Genomic DNA, 22,147 nt, shown 5'->3' with positions numbered 1-22,147 from the left:
GCAGTAGTTGTTGTTTCCCTGTAACAGAGAGCTGGTGGTTGGTGCGAACCAGTACATAAACAAGAGCGAATTACAGTCCTAGAGCATCTTTTTCGTAGTAAAGATAGTATTGTCTTTATGAAGGGAAAGACGGTCAGATGATCGTTAACAATGAAGAGAGGTAGACGAAAGAAGTCTACAACTAGGGTGGTACCGCGATAAATATCGTCCCTACTGATTGGATCAGTAGGGCTTTTTTGTACAAAAAAGTGGATTTTTAACTAGTAGTTTATGTCTGTGTACGAATTATTAGTTTAAAATAAGAAGAGGTATCGATTCCACTATAAATTTGTATAATTAGTCAGTTCAGAAAATAGAGAATTTTTTATTCTCTTACTATACTTTTAAAACATTAGAGGAGGATTTCCAAATGGCAAATCATGAATTAGATCAATTACGTAAACAGGTAGATGAAATTAATTTACAACTATTACACCTTTTAAACAAACGTGGTGAAATTGTTCAAAAAATTGGAGAGCAAAAGCAAGTACAAGGCACGAAACGCTTTGATCCAGTACGTGAGCGTGAAGTACTTGATATGATCGCAGAGCATAACGAAGGACCATTCGAAACATCAACAGTTCAACATATTTTCAAAACGATTTTCAAAGCAAGCTTAGAGTTACAAGAAGATGATAACCGTAAAGCGTTACTAGTATCACGTAAAAAGAAACAAGAAAATACAATCGTTGATGTAAAAGGTGAATTGATTGGAAACGGAACACAAACGTTCATCATGGGACCTTGTGCAGTAGAAAGTTTAGAACAAGTTCGTCAAGTAGGGCAAGCGATGAAAGACCAAGGCTTAAAATTAATGCGCGGTGGTGCATTCAAACCGAGAACTTCTCCATATGATTTCCAAGGTTTAGGAGTAGAAGGACTTCAAATTTTACGTCAAGTAGCAGACGAGTTTGACTTAGCAATTATTAGTGAAATTTTAAATCCGAACGATGTTGAAATGGCATTAGACTACGTTGATGTAATTCAAGTTGGCGCACGTAACATGCAAAACTTCGATTTATTACGAGCTGTAGGTAAAGTTAACAAACCAGTATTATTAAAACGTGGATTAGCAGCAACAATTGATGAGTTCATTAACGCAGCGGAATACATTATCGCGCAAGGTAACGATCAAATTATTCTTTGTGAGCGCGGTATCCGCACATACGAAAGAGCAACACGTAACACATTAGACATTTCTGCAGTACCAATTTTAAAGAAAGAAACACATTTACCAGTTATCGTTGATGTAACACATTCAACTGGACGCAGAGATTTATTATTACCAACAGCGAAAGCGGCACTTGCAATTGGCGCAGATGCAGTAATGGCTGAAGTTCATCCAGATCCAGCAGTTGCATTATCAGATTCTGCACAACAAATGGACATTCCAGAATTCCATAGATTCATGGATGAGTTAAAAGGTTTCAAAAATAAATTATCTTAATTCCATATCATATATGCGTTGAAGAGGAAACAGTAGTGCTTATCTCACTGTTAAAGAGAGCTGATGGTCGGTGTGAATCAGTACAAAGGTAAGCATGAATTACAGCCTTGGAGCATCTTTCCCGACAACTTTTGGAGGGGAAGACGGTCAAACGATCGTTAAAGAAGAAGAGAGGTAGACGAAAGAAGTCTACAACTAGGGTGGTACCGCGATAAACATCGTCCCTACTGAGCGCTCAGTAGGGACTTTTTTGTACAAAAAAATAGTAAAGGGGCAAGAGAAATGAGATACATTACAGCTGGAGAATCACATGGACCGCAGTTAACAGTTATTTTAGAAGGTGTACCAGCAGGTTTGACACTTACGGCGGAACATATTAATAAAGAATTATTAAGAAGACAAAAAGGTCATGGACGCGGAAGACGTATGCAAATTGAAACAGATACAGTTGAAATTGTAAGTGGTGTTCGTCACGGAATGACACTTGGATCACCGATTACGTTAATTGTAAAAAATGATGATTTCAAACATTGGACGAAAGTAATGGGTGCAGAGCCAATTTCGGAAAAAGAAAGTAAAGACATGAAACGTACAATTACAAAACCACGACCCGGACATGCAGATTTAAATGGAGCAATTAAATATGGTCATCGTGATATAAGAAACGTATTAGAGCGGTCATCTGCAAGAGAAACGACAGTTCGTGTAGCTGCTGGTGCAGTTGCAAAACAAATTTTAAGCGAATTAGGCGTGGAAATTGCAGGACATGTTCTTGAAATTGGTGGAGTAAAAGCAAAACATATTTCAAACTTATCAATTGAAGAAATTCAAACAATTACTGAAAACTCACCAGTTCGATGTTTAGATAAAGAAGTAGAGCAAGAAATGATGAATGCGATTGACAACGCAAAGAGTAGTGGAGATTCAATCGGTGGTATTGTGGAAGTCATTGCAGAAGGTATGCCGATTGGCGTCGGTAGTTACGTCCATTACGATCGTAAATTAGATGCAAAACTTGCTGGTGCAATTATGAGTATAAATGCATTTAAAGGTGCTGAAATCGGCGTAGGTTTTGAAGCGGCACGACAACCAGGAAGCAAAGTGCATGATGAAATTCTGTGGGATGAAGAAAAAGGATACACGAGAAGAACGAATAATGCCGGCGGTTTAGAAGGCGGTATGACAACAGGTATGCCAATTATCGTAAGAGGCGTGATGAAGCCAATTCCTACTTTATACAAACCGTTAGCAAGCGTTGATATTGATACGAAAGAAGCATTCCAAGCGAGTATTGAAAGATCTGATAGTTGCGCAGTACCAGCGGCGGGTGTAGTAGCTGAATCTGTTGTGGCATGGGAACTTGCAGATGCACTAGTCGAACAATTCGGAAAAGATCGTATGGAATTATTAAAACAAAACATTATGCAACACAATAACTACGCAAAAGAATTTTAATAAAAAGGTGGGTTTAACGTGCAAGTAAAAGATCAACTATCATCATTACAACCATATAAACCAGGTAAATCACCAGAACAAATGAAAGAAGTGTACGGAGATCATTCGTTTGTGAAATTAGCATCGAATGAAAATCCATTCGGCTGTTCGCCACGTGTTTTAGATGAGCTGCAAAAATCGTGGTTGGAACATGCTTTATATCCTGACGGAGGTGCTACAACGCTCCGTCAAACAATTGCAGATAAGTTGCATGTGCAAATGGAACAAGTACTTTGTGGTAGTGGTTTAGATGAAATCATTCAAATAATAAGCCGCGCCGTATTACGAGCGGGAGATAACATTGTAACAGCAGGTGCAACATTCCCACAGTATCGTCATCATGCCATTATAGAAGGTTGCGAAGTGAAGGAAATTGCGTTAAATAACGGTGTATACGACTTAGAAGAAATTTCTTCAGTAGTAGATAACGATACAAAAATTGTATGGATTTGTAACCCGAACAATCCAACAGGCACATATGTGAATGACCGAAAATTGACTCAATTCATTGAAGGTATTAGTGAAAATACGTTAATTGTCATTGATGAAGCGTACTATGAATACGTAACAGCAAAAGATTTCCCTGAGACATTACCGCTTTTAGAAAAACATAAAAACATTCTTGTACTTAGAACGTTTTCTAAAGCATACGGATTAGCTTCTTTCCGCGTTGGATATGCGATCGGACAGGAAGAGCTAATTGAGAAATTAAATGTCGTGCGTTTACCATTTAACGTATCTTCATTAGCGCAAAAAGCAGCTACGATTGCTTTTGGTGATAACGAGTTTATTGAAGAAATAGTTCGTGTGAATACAGAGGGATTACAACAATACGAAAGCTTTTGTAAGGAAAATGAAATTCCATTTTATCCATCGCAAACAAATTTCATCTTCTTGCCAGTTGAGAATGCAGGAGAGATTTATGAAGCTTGTGCACATGCAGGGTTTATTATTCGTCCATTCCCAAATGGTGTCCGTATTACAGTTGGAACAAAGGAGCAAAATGAAGGGGTGATTTCAGTGTTACAACAACACTTTGAAAATAAAAAAAGAAAGTCTCGAGATGAGGAAAATGCGTAAAAAGGTAGTATTAATTGGAACTGGTTTAATCGGAGGCTCTCTCGCATTAGCAATTAAGAAAGAGCACGATGTAACGATAACAGGTTATGATATATTTCAAGAACAAGTAGAGCGTGCAAAAGAATTACATGTAGTAGATGAAATAGCAATTAATTTACAGCATGCATGTGAAGAGGCACATTTAATTATTTTTGCTTCTCCAGTTGAAGAAACGAAGAAGCTATTACACAAACTTGCGTCATTCCGTTTACGAGAAGATGTTATAGTGACTGATGTTGGTAGTACAAAAGGCACGATTATGAATGAAGCAGAAACTTTATTTTCAAAGGAAGTATCTTTCATTGGTGGACATCCAATGGCAGGTTCTCATAAAACGGGAGTTGAAAGTGCAAAAGCGCATTTATTTGAAAATGCATTTTACATTTTAACACCTATGCATCATGTGCCAAATGAACAAGTGGAAGAGTTAAAAGATTGGTTAAAAGGAACGGGATCACATTTCCTTGTTTTAAATACAGAAGAACATGACTATGTAACAGGGATCGTTAGTCATTTCCCGCACCTTATCGCAGCAGGTTTAGTGAAGCAAGTAGAGAAACATGCAGGAGATAATCCGCTCATTCATCAGCTAGCTGCTGGAGGGTTTAAAGACATTACACGTATCGCATCTAGTAGTCCGAAAATGTGGAGTGATATTGTAAAGCAAAATCGAGAGCATTTAATGGTATTATTAAAAGAGTGGATCTCTGAAATGGAAGATTTATATAAAACAGTTTCTACCGGAGATGCAGGCGAGATTCAAAACTATTTTGCAGATGCGAAAGAATACCGTGATTCTTTACCAGTAAGAAAGAGAGGGGCAATTCCTGCCTATCACGACTTATACGTCGATGTATTAGATAAGGTGGGGGCATTGGCTCATATTACGAGTATTTTAGCGCGCGAGGAAATTAGTATTACGAACTTGCAAATATTAGAAGCGCGTGAAGGACTGCTTGGGGTATTACGTATTAGCTTCCAAAGGGAAGAAGATCGTATGAAAGCAAAGCTAGCGCTTGGAGAAGAAGAATACCAAACTTATGAAACAATTTAAATGAGAAGGTGAAAAACGTGAAAGAAAGAACAATACAACCTGTTAATAACGGATTGAATGGCAATATTACAATCCCAGGTGATAAATCCATTTCACACCGTGCTGTTATGTTCGGTTCTATTGCAGAAGGGAAAACAACAATTAAAGGTTTCTTGCCCGGTGCAGACTGTTTAAGTACGATTTCATGTTTTAAAGAAATGGGAGTAGAAATTACGCAAAACGGTGATGAGGTTACTGTAGTTGGTAAAGGATTAGAAGGTTTACAAGAACCGAAAGCTGTATTAGATGTTGGTAATTCTGGTACAACAATCCGATTAATGTCAGGTATACTAGCTAACACACCATTTTTCTCTTGCGTACAAGGTGATGAATCTATCGCAAAAAGACCGATGAAGCGTGTAACAAACCCATTAAAACAAATGGGCGCAAACATAGACGGCCGAGAAGAAGGAACATTTACACCGTTAACAATACGTGGCGGAGATTTAAAAGCAATTGAATATATTTCTCCTGTTGCAAGTGCACAAGTAAAGTCAGCTATTTTACTTGCAGGTCTTCGTGCAGAAGGTGTAACAGCTGTTACAGAACCACATATTTCACGCGACCATACGGAAAGAATGCTCGAAGCATTTGGTGTTAAAGTAACTCGCGAAGGGAAAACAGTGAAGCTGTCAGGTGGACAAAAATTAACAGCAACAGATATTCAAGTGCCCGGTGACGTATCATCAGCAGCATTTTTCTTAGTAGCAGGTGCAATCATCCCAAATAGTAAACTAGTATTACAAAATGTAGGAATGAATCCAACCCGTACAGGTATTATTGATGTTTTAGAAAAAATGGGTGCTACGTTCACTGTAGACCTAATTAACGAAGGGGCATCAGAACCAGCTGCAAATATTACAATCGAAACATCTTCATTAAAAGGAATTGAAATTGGCGGAGATATTATCCCTAGATTAATCGATGAGATTCCTGTAATCGCATTAGCGGCAACGCAAGCAGAAGGAATTACAGTAATTAAAGATGCACACGAATTAAAAGTAAAAGAAACAAACCGTATTGATACAGTAGTTGCTGAGTTAACGAAACTAGGAGCTCGCATAGAAGCAACTGATGACGGTATGATCATTTACGGAAAATCAGCTCTAAAAGGCAATACAGTAAATAGTTATGGTGATCACCGTATCGGAATGATGCTTGCAATTGCTGGCTGCCTAGCAGAAGGAAAAACAATTATTGAAGATGCAGAAGCAGTAGGTGTATCATATCCTACATTCTTTGACGAACTTCAAAAGTTAGCTAAATAAAAAGGGTGGAAAGCAGATACGTGATGTATCTGCTTTTTTGTTAAAACGTCCTTGTAATTTCACTTACCGAACTATAATAGTGAGAATTATGATACAATTCAAAAAGGGAATGGAGGAGAATTATATGAATGTCATACAATTAAAAGAAGATAAATTCAGAGAAGCATTACGTTTATCAGAATACGCTTTTCAATATAAAGTAGATGAGGAACGATTACAGCAGCAACTTACAAAAATGAAGGAAAGTCATGAAATATACGGCATTATGGAAGGGAAAGACTTAGCTGCAAAACTACACCTCATCCCGTTTCATATTTACATAGGTAAAGAAAAATTTAAAATGGGTGGCGTTGCAGGAGTAGCGACGTATCCAGAGTACAGAAGAAGTGGGTATGTAAAAGAGCTACTTCAACATTCACTTCAAAGAATGAAAAAAGATGGCTATACAGTCTCTATGTTACACCCATTTGCTGTTTCATTTTACCGTAAATACGGCTGGGAACTTTGTGCGAATCTACTCAAATGTCATATAAGTAAGAGCGATTTAGTGATGAAAAAACAAGTAAATGGTACTGTGAAACGTTTTAATAAAGAAAATCATCCAAAAGAAGTCGAGAAGCTCTATGAAGCATTTGCAGAACGTTTTTCATGTATGTTAGTTCGAGAGAAGAACTGGTGGTTACAAGCGGTTTATGATGATTTAACATTAGCGATTTACTATGATGAAAATAAAAAGGCAGCAGGTTACATGTTATACAAAATAGAAAACTATAAAATGACAGTAGAAGAATTTGTACCACTGCATAATGAAGTACGAAATGGTCTATGGAATTTTATTTGCCAGCATGATTCTATGATTAAAGAGCTTGAAATGACAGTAAGTGAAAACGAACAGTTGTTATATACATTGCAAGAACCACGTGTGAAAACAGAAATAAAACTATATTTTATGGGAAGAATTGTAGATGTAGAGCAGTTCTTAAAACAGTATGAGTTAAACTGGAACAATGTACAACAAGAAGTCATTTTACATATTACAGATTCATTTGCACCGTGGAATAATGTATCGGTGAGACTTGCAAATTATGAAATAGCAATTATAGAAGAACCAATGGATAAAGGGATCAAGCTAGATATAAATGCACTATCTACAATACTGCTTGGATACAAACGCCCATTAGAACTAAATGAATTAGAATTAATTAGCGGAAGCGAAGAGGAAATACGGGCATTTGAGAATGTAGTACCAGTGCGCAAGCCGTTTATTTATGATTTCTTTTAATTTGCATATAAGATGGAGTTGTTTCGAACAAAATTTTGGGATAGCTCCATCTCATTGTATTAATTTTTGTCGGTAAGTTGATATATCCTGAAAATCGCTGATATAATTTTATTCACATACAAGAGAATAGAATCGCAACTATACGTTGTCACGCACTTGACTTTTATTCCCTGTAATTTATAATTAAAAACGGAATGAATTTTCATTCCTGAAAATAGAGGTGGAAAAAATGGCTAAAAACAAACAAGAGGATATTTTTGATGCTGCGATGCAACTTTTTGCAGAGCGTGGTTACGATGGTACGACAATTCCAATGATCGCTGAAAAAGCAAATGTCGGTGCGGGTACTATTTATCGCTATTTTGAAAATAAAGAGGCGCTTGTTAACTCATTATTTTCAAAAAGTATGTTACAGCTTTCTGAAATGATAAAAACGGATTTTCCTGTTGAAGCAAATATTCGTGAACAGTTTAGTCATACGTATAAACGTTTATTTGAATTTGCGAGAAACAATGTGGATGCTTTTTTATTTACAAATTCTCACTGTGATAGTTATTTTCTTGATGAGCAGAGTAAGAAAATATTTGACGATTTTATAGGCTTCTTTATGAATATTATTGAAGATGGAATCGCAAAAGGTTTACTTCGTCCATTGCCTCCAGTTGCTTTAATTATTATTGTATATCAACCGTTAGAAAAATTAACGAAAGTAATTGCAACAGGGCAATTAGAATACTCGAAAGAGTTAGTAAAAGAATTGGAAGAAAGCTCTTGGAACGCTATTAGAATCATTTGATTCTATAGCTTTATAAGGACAGGAATGAATATTCATTCCTAAATAGAATTAAAAAATGAGAGTAGGAGAGGGTATTTGTGCAACTAAAGGAATGAATATTCATTCCGGAAAGACTAGTTTAATAGAGTTTACAAAATAATGTAATAGAATAATAGGAATGAATATTCATTCCGTAACTAACGTAAATTTTAATCGCGGGAGATGATGCAAATGAGCAAGCTGAAAAATTGGAGAAGTTTATCTTTTCTATTATGGATAGTTATTACCATTACAATGATTGTAACGATGCCTAATATGGATAAATTAGTGAAAGAAAAAGGGCACATTACGATTCCTAATACAGAACAAAGTAGTATTGCTGACAAAATGATAAAAGAAATGGATAAAGACGGGACAGAAAAGTATGACATTATAGTTGTTTTTAATAGTGACAGTAAAACAGCTTTAACGACTGAGCAAAAAGAGGAAATAATAAAAACAATCAACGCTTTGCAAAATGAAAAAGAACAATTAGGAATTAAAGAAGTTGTTTCACATTTAGATAATAAAGAATTAGAGAAACAATTAGTTTCTAAAGATAATACGACTATTTTAACGCAAATATCGATAGATAAAAAGCATGGTGAAATATCGAAAGTTACAAATAACCTTCATAATAAAGTGAAAACGAAAGGGGTAACAACGTACTTAACAGGAAGTGATTTAATAGCAGGAGATTTCCTTACATCTTCTCAAGAGGGAGTGAAAAAGACTGAAGTTATTTCAATCATTTTCATTCTTGTAATATTAATCATTGTATTCCGTTCACCTATTGTTCCAATTGTTTCTCTTCTTACTGTTGGGGTATCATATTTAGTTTCAATGGGGATTATTGCTCATTTAGTAGATCAATTTAATTTTCCATTTTCTAACTTTACACAAGTGTTTGTCGTTGTTGTCCTGTTTGGGGTTGGAACAGACTATAACATTTTATTATTTACGAGATTTAAAGAAGAATTAAGTAAACAAGAAAACGCATTTTTGGCTACGAAAGAAACATTTAAATCGGCAGGGAAAACCGTTTTATATAGCGGGATAGCAGTACTAATTGGTTTTGCATCTCTTGCTTTAGCGAGTTTTAAACTATATCAATCTACTTCAGCGGTAGCAATTGGTGTCGCAGTTTTATTACTAGTATTAACTACGTTAAATCCGTTTTTTATGGTGCTTTTAGGAAAAGGGATGTTTTATCCCGTTAAAACATTTAAAGGTCATGAAGACAGTCGTCTATGGGGATTCTTTGCGAATAACTCAGTAGTGAGACCATTTGTAGCTTTAATTATTGTATTCGTGATATCAATTCCTTTCATATCAAAGTATTCTAATACACTTAATTACAACGATTTATTTGAAGTAGACAATAAATATGAGTCGAAAATGGGGATTAACGTAATAGAAGAACATTTTCCACCTGGTTTTTCTTCACCAAGTACGTTAGTCATTCAATCGAATAACAAGTTAGATGAGGCGAGTTCGCTTCAAACTTTAGATGAACTAACTGATAAGATTTTGAAAGTAAAAGGTGTTTCAGAAGTATATTCACCGACACGTCCAACTGGTGATAGGATTAAAGAACTATATATAAATAAACAAGCGGGTGAACTAAATACAGGTTTAGGAGATGCCAATGGTGGTATAAAGGAAATTAATGATGGATTAACTACTGCGAAAGATAAGATGGGTAATAAGGACTCAAATAGTCTTGCGAACGTTCAAAAGTTAATTGATGGAACAAATGAAGCGAAAAGTGGTGTATCAGCATTAGGAACAGCTTTAAATCAACTATCCAATGGCATAAATGACGGAGCACAAGGTGCGCGGCAAATTGAGAGTGGGTTAACTTCAGTAAATGAAAATATAAGTGTATTATCTCAAGCAACTTCACAACTTCATGCTGGCTATACACAGTTAGAAAAAGGTTTAAGTTCTTACGATCAATACTTCGGAAGTATTTCTCAAGCGATTGACGGTGCGAAGAAAGGTTATGAACAAATTGAAATGTTAATGACCAATTTCATTCAAACGAAACCAGAATTAGCAAATGATCCTAACATTCTGCAGACGTTAGGAATTGCTAAAGAGGCTCAAAAGCAATTAGGTGGGCTTTCAAATGAATTAAATAAATTGAAAGCGCAGCATAATGCGGCGATGGGATCATTTAAAGAAGCGAATCAATCGTTATTGAAAGTGGATAATGGCTTAAAAGAAATGAACAATGGAGTTACTAAGTTACAAAAAGGAGCAGCTGATCTTAAAAATGGATTAAATGAAGGTGCTTCAGGTTCAAAACAAATTGCGAACAAGTCATCTGAGTTACAAACCGGATTAACGAAAATAAACGATGGGCAAGGTCAGCTATTAACCGGACTGAAAGACTTGCAAGAACAGATGGGTCAATTACAATCCGGACTAACTAAAAGTACAGAAGGCCTTGAAAAGGTAAGTAATGGCCTAGGGGATGCTCAGAAATATTTAGGAGAACTGAACGAATCAAAAAGCTCTGAGAAATTCTATATTCCAAAAGAAGTTTTGGAGGGAGAAGATTTCCAAAAAGCTTTGAATACGTACATGTCACATGATAGAAAGACTGCTAAAATGACAATCATTTTAGACGTAAATCCGTATTCAAAAGAAGCGATGCCAATTATTCAAGAAATCAATAACACAATAGATGGTACTTTGAAGGGGTCGGAATTAAATCATGCGAAAACAGCAATCGGAGGAACGACAGCTAGAAACGTTGATTTAAAAGAAGTAACTGGGCAAGATTTCTTACGTACAGCTACAATTATGTTAATTGGAATCGCGATTGTATTAATTGTGATTACACGTTCATTATTAAACACCATCTTTATTATTGGATCGTTACTATTAGCTTACTTTGCATCATTAGGGATAAGTGAACAAATTAGTACGCATATTTTACATGTAGATTCATTAAGCTGGAATGTTCCATTCTTTAGTTTCATAATGATTGTCGCTTTAGGAGTGGATTATAGTATTTTTGTAATGATGAGATACAATGAGTTAGAAGGGGACCCAGCGACGAAAATTGTAACTGCTTCTCGTCATATCGGAGGAGTCGTATTATCAGCGGCACTTATTTTAGGTGGTACATTTGCTGCATTAATCCCTTCAGGTGTATTAACGCTTATACAAGTAGCATCCGTAGTTGGCGTTGCACTTCTTCTATTAGCTTTAATTGTGATGCCGATATTATTACCGGCGTTAATAGGGTTAACGAGTAAAATGAAGAATTATGCAAAGAAATTAAGTGAAAGAAAATAAAAGAATCCCCTTTTAAAAGTAACTGTTTCAGTTATGGGAGAGAACATATAAAATAACACACAAATTAGGGATGTAAATCACATATGATTTAGAATCCCTTTTTTAATTGTTATTGCATTGTTTAAGTACTTTTATATAGTTAAATTGCAAAGGAAGAGAAAAAGAAAACAGTAAAAACACCAGCGCAACGATTGGGGATTACTGACAAAGTATTTGATTTAAAAAATATAATTTACTTTAGATAGTTCACTCAAATAATGGTGGACTATCTTTTTTAAAAGGTAAATGGAAATTTATGTTAAAATAATGATAGAGATTGTGAAAAAATGTTCTTAAACTAACGGTCAGGTTACTTTAAGAAGGATTTTTCAAAGGAAATGTTGAATATCGTATTTTGAAGGAGTGATTGCAGTGGAGTAAGTAATTTTTTAAATCTTGGTTAAATACTTTGAAGGAAGGGATTTATAAATATGAATACAAAACTAATAATAGTAGAAGGTTTACCTGGATTTGGAAAATCGACCACTGCAAAGCTAATAAATGAAATTCTAAGCCAAAATAAAATTGAAGTTGAACTATTTTTAGAGGGGAATTTGAATCACCCCGCCGACTATGATGGTGTATCTTGTTTTAATAAATTTGAATTCGATAGATTAGTATCTAACAGTGGAGATTTTAAAGAAGTGCTTCTTAAAAGAGTTTTAAAAAAAGGAAGCAATTATTTATTACCATACAGAAAGATAAAAAATGAGTTTGGTGACCAGTTTTCGGACGAATTATGTAATGATATTTTTAAAAACGATATATATGAATTGCCATTCGATAAAAATGTTGAATTAATTGCTGACAAATGGAATGACTTTGCTGAAATTGCTCTAGAAGATAATAAGGTTTATATTTTTGAATGTTGTTTCATACAAAATCCATTAACAATTGGGATGATTAAATACGGTGAACAAAAAGAAAAAATAATAAATTATGTAATGAAAGTTGCAAAAATCATAGAGAATTTAAATCCAATGTTATTTTATGTAGAACAAGATGATCTTGAATTTTCATTTAGGAAGGCATTAAAAGAAAGAAATCCAGAATGGTCCACAGGAATTGTCGACTATTACACGAACCAAGGCTATGGGAAAGAACATAACCATTCAGGGGTAGAAGGAGCGATAAAAGTTCTTGAAGCTAGAAGGAATTTAGAGTTAGAAATATTCGATATGTTAAAAATGAAAAAAGAAAAAATCAATAATACAAAATATGAAATTGACTCATATAGGTCAATGTTAAAAGATAAGTTAACAATACAAATGGTGAAATAGCTTTTTACACTACCTGGTGCTTTAGTTGGAGAAGGAAATGAAAACGCTCAGAATATTTTCTGAGCGTTTTAGTTTGCTATTTATAATGCGAAATGCATACAAATTATTGTGTTATTTCAATTGATAAACATAATGCTCCAATTATAAATGTTTTTTCAAAATGAATCCTCTTTAAAACGTGTATGTAACTTTAATCTAATTAAAAACAAAGGTTTTATTCGAGTTTGGAAAGAAATGAATAGCAATCAACCGTTGCTATTCATCCAGCTTCTACTATATAATAGCTATAGTCTACAATAATTGAGTCGTAATATGCGATTTTTTAAGACAATCGGTGAGAAAACGCTGAAATAAGCGGTATTAGTAGGAGGACACAAATGATTACAGTAAGTAACGTTAGTTTGCGTTTCGCGGATCGCAAATTATTTGAAGATGTTAACATAAAATTCACGCCAGGTAACTGCTACGGTTTAATCGGAGCAAACGGTGCTGGTAAATCTACATTTCTAAAGATTTTATCTGGAGAAATTGAACCATCAACAGGTGACATACATATTACGCCAGGTGAGCGTCTAGCAGTATTAAAACAGAACCACTTCGAATATGAAGAGTTCCCAGTATTAGAAACAGTAATTATGGGTCACACGCAACTTTACAAAGTAATGCAAGAGAAAAATGCTATTTACATGAAAGAAGACTTTAGTGATGAAGATGGTATGCGTGCTGCTGAACTTGAAGGTGAGTTCGCTGAGCTTAACGGTTGGGAAGCTGAGTCAGAAGCTGCAATCCTTCTTAAAGGTTTAGGTATTGGTGAAGATCTTCATGATAAGAAATTGTCAGAATTAACTGGTGCAGAGAAAGTAAAAGTATTACTTGCTCAAGCTTTATTCGGTCAACCTGACATTCTATTATTAGATGAGCCTACCAACCACTTGGACTTAAAAGCGATCCAATGGTTAGAAAACTTCTTAATGAACTTTGAAAACACAGTTATCGTAGTATCCCATGACCGTCACTTCTTAAATAAAGTATGTACGCACATGGCTGACCTTGATTTCGGTAAAATTCAACTTTATGTTGGTAACTATGACTTCTGGTATGAGTCAAGCCAATTAGCTTTAAAATTAACACAAGATGCTAATAAGAAAAAAGAAGAGAAAGTAAAAGAGTTACAAAACTTCATTGCACGCTTTAGTTCAAACGCTTCTAAAGCGAAACAAGCAACTTCTCGTAAAAAATTATTAGACAAAATTACATTAGATGATATTAGACCGTCATCACGTCGTTACCCATTCGTTGGCTTCACACCTGAGCGTGAAGTAGGAAATGACTTATTAACTGTTGAAGGTCTTTCTAAAACAATTGATGGTGAAAAAGTGTTAGATAATGTGTACTTCACTTTAAATAAAGGTGATAAAGTTGCATTTATCGGCCGTAACGATATTGCGATGACAACATTATTTAAAATTCTTATGGGTGAAATGGAGCCTGATAGCGGTTCATTCAAATGGGGTGTTACAACCTCTCAGTCTTACTTCCCAAGAGATAACTCTAAGTACTTTGAGAATAGTGATTACAACTTAGTTGAATGGTTACGTCAATTTTCTCCACAAGATGAGTCTGAAAGCTTCTTACGTGGTTTCTTAGGCCGTATGTTATTCTCAGGTGAAGAAGTTAAAAAGAACGTTTCTGTATTATCTGGAGGCGAAAAAGTTCGTTGTATGTTATCTAAAATGATGTTAAGTGGTGCGAACGTAATCACACTTGACGATCCAACGAACCACTTAGACCTTGAGTCAATCACAGCATTAAACAACGGTTTAATTGCATTCAAAGGTACAATCTTATTCACATCTCATGACCATCAGTTCGTGCAAACAATTGCAAACCGCATTATCGAAGTAACACCAAACGGTGTAATCGATAAAGAGGCTACTTATGATGAGTTCTTAGAAAATGAGGAACTTCAAAAACAAGTAGATGCAATGTACAAAGGTCAATAATATATAATGAAAAAACTCGCTCTTTTTAGAGCGAGTTTTTTTGTCGAGAAAACGTAACATCGCTGGTCGGTCAAATGAATAATTATTCAAATATAATATTAATGAACAGGAGAATTTTTTCATGTATGAAGGGATGTAATGACTTTAAGATTTAAAGAGTTAGTTGAAGAAGGGAAATGTAAGTGGAGTAATATAATCAAATCGTATTATTTTGTCATGTGAAATATGTACCAAATTTGGAGATAGAATAGTTTGCGAATGAGTTTATAAAGGTATATAGTATGGGGTGTCATAATTAGTGGATGAATCTTGGGAGAAAACAGGAAATGTTACAAATTTATTTTGTTAAATAGAAACCAAGGTCAAAATGTCTAGAAAGAAATAGTTGAATAAATACTAGCTTCAAATTATAATTACTAATATTCTTCATATAGTTAAATAAAGATAATCTATTTGAAGAAGAAAATTTGAATAGAGAGACAGACTTATAAAAAAATAAGCCTTGGATGATCAAAAGAGGTGGAGAAATGAAACAGTTCTTATTAAAGAGCAAAAGTGTGTTAAGCAATCATTTTGGATTCTTTCTGTTTGCCGTTATTTTATTGTGGCTCAAAACATATGCAGCTTATGTAACGGAATTCAATTTAGGAATTTCAAACACAATTCAAAAATTCTTGCTGTTTTTTAACCCGCTTAGTTCAGCAGTTCTATTTTTAGGACTTGCATTATTTGCAAAAGGGAAACGATCTTATATTTGGTTAATTATCATTAATTTGTTATTGTCGATTCTTTTATACGCAAACGTAGTATACTATCGCTTTTTCAGTGACTTTATTACGTTCCCGACATTAACACAAACGAATAACTTTGGAGATTTAGGTGGTAGTATTCTTGCGTTGCTACATCTTTATGATCCATTATACTTCTTAGACACGATTATATTAATTGTGTTAGTCGCAACAAAATTTGCAAATCCAAAACCAATTCGTGTTGCGAAGCATAAATTATCTCTAGTATTTGTAGCAGGTATTTTATTATTCAGTGTTAACTTAGGTCTTGCAGAGTCTGACCGTCCTGAATTATTAACAAGAACGTTTGACCGTAATTATATTGTGAAATATTTAGGTGCATACAACTACACAATTTATGATGGAATTCAAAGTGCGAAAGCATCGACAGAACGAGCATTAGCTGATGGCGATAATATGACAGAAGTACGAAATTATTTAACATCAACTTATGCAAGTCCAAATCCTGAGTATTTCGGTAAAGGAAAGGGAATGAACGTAATTTACATTCATTTAGAGTCATTCCAAAACTTCTTAATTGATTACAAATTAAATGGTCAAGAAGTTACACCGTTCTTAAACTCATTTACAAAAGATGCGAATACACTTTATTTTGATAACTTCTTCCATCAAACAGGACAAGGGAAAACATCTGATGCGGAGTTTATGTTAGAGAATTCAATGTTTGGTTTACCGCAAGGTTCTGTCTTTACAACGAAATCTCATAATACGTATCAATCAGCACCAGCTATTTTAGGACAACAAGGATACACATCAGCAGTATTCCACGGTAACTACAAAACATTTTGGAACCGTGACGATATTTATAAATCATTTGGTTTTAATAAATTCTTTGATGCGTCATACTACGATATGAATGAAAAAGACGTAGTAAACTACGGGTTAAAAGATAAACCGTTCTTTAATGAATCTATTCCGTTATTACAAACGTTGAAACAACCGTTCTATACGAAGTTTATTACGTTATCGAACCATTTCCCTTATCCAATCGATAAGGCAGAAGCAACGATTGAACCAGCAACAACAGGTGATTCATCAGTAGATACGTACTTCCAAACAGCACGCTATTTAGATGAATCTGTAAAAGGCTTCATCGATTACTTGAAACAATCTGGTTTATATGATAACTCAATTATTGTTATGTACGGAGACCATTACGGTATTTCAGATAATCATAACGCAGCAATGTCAAAAGTAATGGGTAAAGAAATGAACTCATTTGAAAATGCACAGTTACAACGTGTACCATTAATCGTTCGTGTACCAGGAGTGAAAGGTGGCGTACAACATCAATACGGTGGTGAAATTGACGTTCTTCCAACGCTATTACACTTACTAGGTACAGATACAAAGAATTATGTTCAATTCGGTTCTGATTTATTATCACCAGATCATAAACAAGTCGTTGCGTTCCGTAACGGTAACTACGTAAGCCCAACAGTTACTGCACTAAACGGCAAATACTATGATACAACTACTGGAAAACCTGTAGAATTTACAGATGAAATAAAGAAAAATGAACAAATGGTTCAAAACTCACTAAAATACTCTGACCAAGTCGTGAATGGTGACTTATTACGATTCTACACACCGGAAGGATTCACTCCAGTAGATCGTTCGAAGTATAACTATAACAACCGCGATAAAAACAAAACGAAGGTAAAAACGACTCCGGAAGGGGAAGCTAAATAAATAATAAAAGGCGCTATTCATATGAATAGCGCCTTTTATTTGTAAATATACCATCATTATGAGACAGAACCAGCTGTTGCTTTTTGTTTAGCCTTTCCGAAGAAAACTACGCCGATGATGATAATAATGATAAATGCCCATTTAACGAAAGGGTTACTTTCGAAAAATCCAGCGAACCATTTCTCATCTACAATCATTTTCGCGGCAGTATAAGCTAAAACGGCTGCTCCAATCGTAATGATGACAGGAAAACGATCTACCCATTTTAAAATCAATGTACTGCCCCATACGACTACTGGAATAGACACTAATAATCCGATGATTACTAAAGAAAAGTTACCATGGGCAGCTCCTGCAACAGCGAGTACATTATCGATGCCCATTAACGCATCAGCAATAATAATGGTTTTAATAGCAGACCAAAATCCTTCTTCGGCCTTAATATCATGATCTTTGCCTTCAGCAATTAATTTATAAGCAATCCATATAAGGAGTACACCACCAATTAGAAGTAGCCCTGGTATTTTTAACAACCAAACAACAACTAAGGTAGCGAGGGCTCTAATCGCGATTGCCCCGATAGTTCCCCATATAATAACTTTCTTTTGCTGATCTTTCGGTAATCTTCTTGCTGCTAATCCAATTACAATGGCATTATCACCGGCTAACACTAAATCAATTACAATGATGGCAAGTAGGGCGGACAAATATTCGGCTGAAAGAAAATCCATATACATATCACTCCTTAAGAGTAATATGTGCTAAAGTGTTGATAATATAAAAAATAGGATTGAATTTGTATATTCAATCCATAACTTCTTACTGTATTTTGATATATGTTTTAATTTCGTATAAGTCGCTTTTGTATTCTTTTTTGTTTATCGTTTCGCTTTCTTAAATTTCGATTCATCTTTTTAATGCGGTTTTCTTTTCTATTATCCCAGTTATCACTTCGGATTTTACTAATAGACTTATCTGTCTTAGCACGAAAACGTCTTACTTTTTTCACGAAGGAAAGGGGTATTTTGCCGATAACACCTTGTTTTTCTAACGAATCCTCTTTACCTAGACACCAATCAGGATGAGATAATAAATAGTCGAAATCAAATGTTATCCCGTATTCTTTATCCATATATGTATACCATTCATCTAAAGTACACTTATTTTTTGTATGTAAATATGTTGATCCATCAGTCATAGCACAGCACCAATAGTCAAAATAGCTCCATAGTACCCATTCTTTCGGTACATCTAGTGTTAAAATTACCATTTTTGAATTTGTTCTACCCCAAGCTTTATGATTTCGATTTGGGTAATTATTTGCTTCCCAGACCCAAATAGGATAGTTACCTTCGTAATGAGGCAATCTTGTTTTAGCGACGCGCACCATCCAGTCATATGAATATACATCGTCTGGATCGATGAATTCTTTATTACCTTCTAAATAACCAAGTTTCTTAAATTGTTTCCATGCTTCTTCAGTTTGTACTGTATATACGATCATATGGCACCTACTTATTTAAACTAAATTATAGTATAACATGTGATTTTGAATTTTTATTGATATTAGAGAAGGGGGAGTTTGAGTCGAATATACGAGGAGTAATTCCCAAAATGATAAAAAGACTTGATTCCCAGCTAAAGGAAATCAAGTCTTTTCATTACATACGATTATCATGCCAGAAGTTTAATGGGAAGTGTTCGTTCTCATTATATGCTTCTAATTCATATCCTTTTTCTTTCAGTCCTTTAATAATTCCAGGAACTGCTTTTACTGATTGTGGATGAATATCATGCATAAGGATAACTTCTGTTGGATTTGTAGCACCATGTAACACGTTTTCTACAATTTTAGCAGATGCAGCATCAACTTGCATTTTGTTATATTTCCAGTCTAAAGAATCAATTGTCCAATCCCAAACTTTTAAGCCATTTTCTACAACTTTGTTGCGAAGAGCTTCGTTTAATCCTGGCATAGAGCCGTAAGATGGACGAGTTAATACTGGTGATTTACCTAAAACACCAGCGATTAAGCCTTGGTCTTCCTTCATTTCATCTACGTAATGACCTTCAGTGTAAAGTTTCTTGTAGTTATGAGTCATACTGTGCATCCCAACGTAGTGACCTTCAGCATCTTCGCGTTTTACAAGATCAGGGAAAGCTTTTACGTTTGAACCAATTAGGAAGAATGTTGCTTTTGCATTTTCTTTCTTTAACATATCTAAAAGCTCAGCTGTGTATTTTCCAGGACCGTCATCAAATGTTAAATAAGCGACTTTTCTAACTTGCCCGTTATAATGTTTTGGAGCTTCTTTCGGAGCAAGAGATGTTTGAATCTCACTTACAAGTTGAACAGATTTTGCTTCATCCTCTGTACTAGCTAGAGCAGTATGTACTGATCCAAAAGCTACTTCGTATGTGAATAATACCCCCGCACAAACTAACATAGCCCTTTTTACTAAAGTTGTCATTCGAATTCCATTGTGCATAATTTTCCTTCTCTCTATAAAAGTTCTACTCTACTATATTAGCAATTATAGGTAGGGAAATGCAAAAAAACTTTTTTACAAGTGTAAAAAAGTTTACTCAAAAGTATGCAAGATTTTATATCAATTGCAGTTTTGAAAAATAGGATGAATTTAAACTTTATTATTTAAACTTTCAATCACCAAATCATACTTTCGTATCACTTCGTTTTCGTTCCAATTATTGATTCTAATATTTTTGTTTTTTATTAAAATATTGGTAAAGAAACAATTACATGAAAAAAGGAGTGGGAATATGGATAATTATATTTGCACTACATGTGGAGTACAGTATCCCGAAAATGAAGAAGCACCTTCTCGCTGTAAAATTTGTAATGAGGAAAGACAATATGTTAATCCAATTGGGCAGTCATGGACAACATTAGAAACGATGCAAAATAGCAATTTATACAAAAACGAAATAATAAAAGAAGAAAGCGGTTTGTATAGCATTACTACTAAACCTAAATTTGCGATTGGACAAACAGCATTTTTAATACAAAGTAAAACTCTAAATGTTATGTGGGATTGCATTAGTTATTTAGATGATAAAACGATACAACGTATATATGATTTAGGTGGTATTCAAGCAATAGCACTTTCTCATCCACATTATTACTCTACACAAGTTAAATGGGCGGAAACATTCAATGTACCTATTTATATTCATGAAGATGATAAAGAGTGGGTGGTTCGTCCGAGTAAGCAAATTAAATTTTGGTCTGGGGAGCATCTGATATTATCGGAAGAACTTACATTGCATCGCTTAGGAGGCCATTTTAAGGGTGGAACTGTTATACATTGGAAAGACGGTAATGAAGGGAAAGGTATTTTGTTATCAGGTGATATTATACAAGTAGTTTCGGATCGAAAATGGGTAAGTTTTATGTATAGTTATCCCAATCTCATTCCATTACCAGCGAATAAAGTTAGAGATATGGCAGAGAAGGTAAAAGATATCCAATTTAGTCGACTATATAATGCATTTCATGGTGTGGTGGAAGATGCGAATAAAGCTGTACAAAGATCTGCTGATCGGTATATAAAGGCCCTGCAAGGAGAACTATTTCATACGTAATAGCTTGTAATTCATCTCTATATTTATATAACTAATTTTATATAAATTTTATACTAAAGTCCTATTGTTTATTAACTAATAGGTCTTTCAACTTAGGAAGTTCACACTAATGAGGGATGTTAAAGGGAATATATGTAACCTATACTAATTACTATAAAGCTTTGGAAAATGAAAAGGAGGAGATTTGCATGAAGAATTGGGTTCAATTTAGAATTGCAAGACCAACAGATAAATTTGAAGAAGTGATAAGTTTTTATGAAACAGGATTAGGTTTAAAACGTATAGGGGAATTTCACAATCATGAAGGATATGATGGGGTTATGTTTGGCTTACCAGATGAAGAGTATCATTTGGAGTTTACTACACATGTTAATGGAAGTCCATGTCCGGCACCGACAAAAGATAATTTACTAGTTTTTTATATGCCTATTAAAGATGAAATTGAAAAGATAGTGAATCGATTAAGTAATATGGGCTATCATGAGGTAGAACCTGAAAACCCGTATTGGATAGAGAAAGGAACCACAATAGAGGATCCAGACGGTTGGAGAATTGTGCTTATGAATGCATCTGAATAAGAAAACTATTTTCATATGAAATAGAGTGTAACAAAATGATTTAGACATAAATCCCTACAGTGTTTGTAGGGATTTTTATATAAGAAATTTTTATTGAGAGAGTTATTAAAATGTAGAAAGTATTTTGGCTAAGAACAAATGTAGTAAACATAATTTATGAAGGAGGTATAAAAGTATGATAGTAAACCATTTTGAAGCGTTTTCTAAACATGTTGGAAATACACATCTTATTAAAAGTTCTTTCGTAGTTTATATCTTATTCTACGCAAAATTGATAC

The 22,147-nt window shown here is 34.6% G+C and carries 16 protein-coding genes and 2 other annotated features (1 of these 18 only partly in view); of the genes, 13 read left to right on the top strand and 3 right to left on the bottom strand.

Features of this window, described 5'->3' with window-relative positions:
* Positions 1-215, top strand: a binding site (T-box leader); it begins 21 nt to the left of the window's first position.
* Positions 216-409: 194 nt separating this feature from the next.
* The 11 genes from ACUN13_RS16845 to ACUN13_RS16795 all read left to right on the top strand — a co-directional run bounded on the left by ACUN13_RS16845 (position 410) and on the right by ACUN13_RS16795 (position 17,688).
* Positions 410-1,486 carry a bifunctional 3-deoxy-7-phosphoheptulonate synthase/chorismate mutase gene (locus ACUN13_RS16845; RefSeq protein WP_001273575.1) on the top strand — a complete coding sequence of 359 codons (1,077 nt, stop codon included), beginning with the start codon at positions 410-412 and terminating at the stop codon, positions 1,484-1,486.
* Between the two features lie 9 nt (positions 1,487-1,495).
* Positions 1,496-1,715 (top strand) — a binding site (T-box leader).
* 53 nt (positions 1,716-1,768) lie between these two features.
* On the top strand, positions 1,769-2,941 hold the full coding sequence (gene aroC / locus ACUN13_RS16840; protein WP_001269425.1) for a chorismate synthase: 1,173 nt from the start codon (positions 1,769-1,771) through the stop codon (positions 2,939-2,941).
* Between the two features lie 18 nt (positions 2,942-2,959).
* A complete protein-coding gene (gene hisC / locus ACUN13_RS16835; protein WP_075677196.1) occupies positions 2,960-4,060 on the top strand; it encodes a histidinol-phosphate transaminase in 1,101 nt (366 codons plus the stop codon).
* Positions 4,053-5,153 carry a prephenate dehydrogenase gene (tyrA, locus tag ACUN13_RS16830; RefSeq protein WP_025687153.1) on the top strand — a complete coding sequence of 367 codons (1,101 nt, stop codon included), beginning with the start codon at positions 4,053-4,055 and terminating at the stop codon, positions 5,151-5,153. The genes hisC and tyrA overlap by 8 nt, the downstream gene beginning before the upstream one ends.
* 17 nt (positions 5,154-5,170) lie before the next feature.
* Complete coding sequence (gene aroA, locus ACUN13_RS16825) at positions 5,171-6,460, top strand: 3-phosphoshikimate 1-carboxyvinyltransferase (RefSeq protein WP_000664630.1); 1,290 nt, start codon at positions 5,171-5,173, stop codon at positions 6,458-6,460.
* 124 nt (positions 6,461-6,584) lie between these two features.
* The gene (locus ACUN13_RS16820) at positions 6,585-7,742 is read left to right on the top strand and encodes a GNAT family N-acetyltransferase (protein WP_409532144.1); all 1,158 of its coding nucleotides are present in this window, start codon (positions 6,585-6,587) and stop codon (positions 7,740-7,742) included.
* A 229-nt stretch (positions 7,743-7,971) separates the two neighbouring features.
* Positions 7,972-8,538 carry a TetR/AcrR family transcriptional regulator gene (locus tag ACUN13_RS16815; protein ID WP_075677192.1) on the top strand — a complete coding sequence of 189 codons (567 nt, stop codon included), beginning with the start codon at positions 7,972-7,974 and terminating at the stop codon, positions 8,536-8,538.
* Positions 8,539-8,748: 210 nt separating this feature from the next.
* Entirely contained in the window at positions 8,749-11,865 is a 3,117-nt protein-coding gene (locus tag ACUN13_RS16810; protein WP_142292953.1) for an MMPL family transporter, read from the top strand.
* Between the two features lie 470 nt (positions 11,866-12,335).
* The gene (locus tag ACUN13_RS16805; protein ID WP_001093195.1) at positions 12,336-13,184 is read left to right on the top strand and encodes a hypothetical protein; all 849 of its coding nucleotides are present in this window, start codon (positions 12,336-12,338) and stop codon (positions 13,182-13,184) included.
* A 377-nt stretch (positions 13,185-13,561) separates the two neighbouring features.
* Positions 13,562-15,187 (top strand): ABC-F family ATP-binding cassette domain-containing protein, encoded by a 1,626-nt coding sequence (locus tag ACUN13_RS16800; protein WP_000633864.1) that lies wholly within the window; start codon positions 13,562-13,564, stop codon positions 15,185-15,187.
* A gap of 527 nt (positions 15,188-15,714) precedes the next feature.
* The gene (locus tag ACUN13_RS16795; RefSeq protein ID WP_000808770.1) at positions 15,715-17,688 is read left to right on the top strand and encodes an LTA synthase family protein; all 1,974 of its coding nucleotides are present in this window, start codon (positions 15,715-15,717) and stop codon (positions 17,686-17,688) included.
* Positions 17,689-17,744: 56 nt separating this feature from the next.
* Here the strand turns inward: ACUN13_RS16795 and ACUN13_RS16790 are convergent, their stop codons facing one another.
* From ACUN13_RS16790 to ACUN13_RS16780, 3 genes are all read right to left on the bottom strand, one after another.
* Entirely contained in the window at positions 17,745-18,419 is a 675-nt protein-coding gene (locus tag ACUN13_RS16790) for a TerC family protein (RefSeq protein ID WP_000346930.1), read from the bottom strand.
* Positions 18,420-18,529: 110 nt separating this feature from the next.
* Entirely contained in the window at positions 18,530-19,192 is a 663-nt protein-coding gene (locus ACUN13_RS16785) for a DUF3841 domain-containing protein (protein ID WP_088345548.1), read from the bottom strand.
* Positions 19,193-19,349: 157 nt separating this feature from the next.
* Entirely contained in the window at positions 19,350-20,177 is an 828-nt protein-coding gene (locus ACUN13_RS16780) for a peptidoglycan-N-acetylglucosamine deacetylase (protein ID WP_000551452.1), read from the bottom strand.
* A gap of 292 nt (positions 20,178-20,469) precedes the next feature.
* Here ACUN13_RS16780 and ACUN13_RS16775 point away from each other — a divergent pair, with 292 nt between their 5' ends.
* Both ACUN13_RS16775 and ACUN13_RS16770 read left to right on the top strand, forming a co-directional pair.
* Entirely contained in the window at positions 20,470-21,291 is an 822-nt protein-coding gene (locus tag ACUN13_RS16775; protein WP_000371021.1) for an MBL fold metallo-hydrolase, read from the top strand.
* A 188-nt stretch (positions 21,292-21,479) separates the two neighbouring features.
* Complete coding sequence (locus tag ACUN13_RS16770; protein WP_000800667.1) at positions 21,480-21,869, top strand: VOC family protein; 390 nt, start codon at positions 21,480-21,482, stop codon at positions 21,867-21,869.
* Positions 21,870-22,147: the final 278 nt, after the last annotated feature.

It is taken from the genome of Bacillus cereus group sp. Bce041 (assembly GCF_052646455.1).
This window is presented reverse-complemented; position numbering and strand designations above follow the sequence as displayed.

Excerpts from the sequence above, each read along its gene's own strand:
- ACUN13_RS16845 (WP_001273575.1), top strand. The coding sequence starts at position 410 with ATGGCAAATCATGAATTAGATCAATTACGTAAACAGGTAGATGAAATT.
- aroC (WP_001269425.1), top strand. The coding sequence starts at position 1,769 with ATGAGATACATTACAGCTGGAGAATCACATGGACCGCAGTTAACAGTT.
- tyrA (WP_025687153.1), top strand. The coding sequence starts at position 4,053 with ATGCGTAAAAAGGTAGTATTAATTGGAACTGGTTTAATCGGAGGCTCT.
- ACUN13_RS16820 (WP_409532144.1), top strand. The coding sequence starts at position 6,585 with ATGAATGTCATACAATTAAAAGAAGATAAATTCAGAGAAGCATTACGT.
- ACUN13_RS16815 (WP_075677192.1), top strand. The coding sequence starts at position 7,972 with ATGGCTAAAAACAAACAAGAGGATATTTTTGATGCTGCGATGCAACTT.
- ACUN13_RS16810 (WP_142292953.1), top strand. The coding sequence starts at position 8,749 with ATGAGCAAGCTGAAAAATTGGAGAAGTTTATCTTTTCTATTATGGATA.
- ACUN13_RS16805 (WP_001093195.1), top strand. The coding sequence starts at position 12,336 with ATGAATACAAAACTAATAATAGTAGAAGGTTTACCTGGATTTGGAAAA.
- ACUN13_RS16800 (WP_000633864.1), top strand. The coding sequence starts at position 13,562 with ATGATTACAGTAAGTAACGTTAGTTTGCGTTTCGCGGATCGCAAATTA.
- ACUN13_RS16795 (WP_000808770.1), top strand. The coding sequence starts at position 15,715 with ATGAAACAGTTCTTATTAAAGAGCAAAAGTGTGTTAAGCAATCATTTT.
- ACUN13_RS16790 (WP_000346930.1), bottom strand. The coding sequence starts at position 18,419 with ATGGATTTTCTTTCAGCCGAATATTTGTCCGCCCTACTTGCCATCATT.
- ACUN13_RS16785 (WP_088345548.1), bottom strand. The coding sequence starts at position 19,192 with ATGATCGTATATACAGTACAAACTGAAGAAGCATGGAAACAATTTAAG.
- ACUN13_RS16780 (WP_000551452.1), bottom strand. The coding sequence starts at position 20,177 with ATGCACAATGGAATTCGAATGACAACTTTAGTAAAAAGGGCTATGTTA.
- ACUN13_RS16775 (WP_000371021.1), top strand. The coding sequence starts at position 20,470 with ATGGATAATTATATTTGCACTACATGTGGAGTACAGTATCCCGAAAAT.
- ACUN13_RS16770 (WP_000800667.1), top strand. The coding sequence starts at position 21,480 with ATGAAGAATTGGGTTCAATTTAGAATTGCAAGACCAACAGATAAATTT.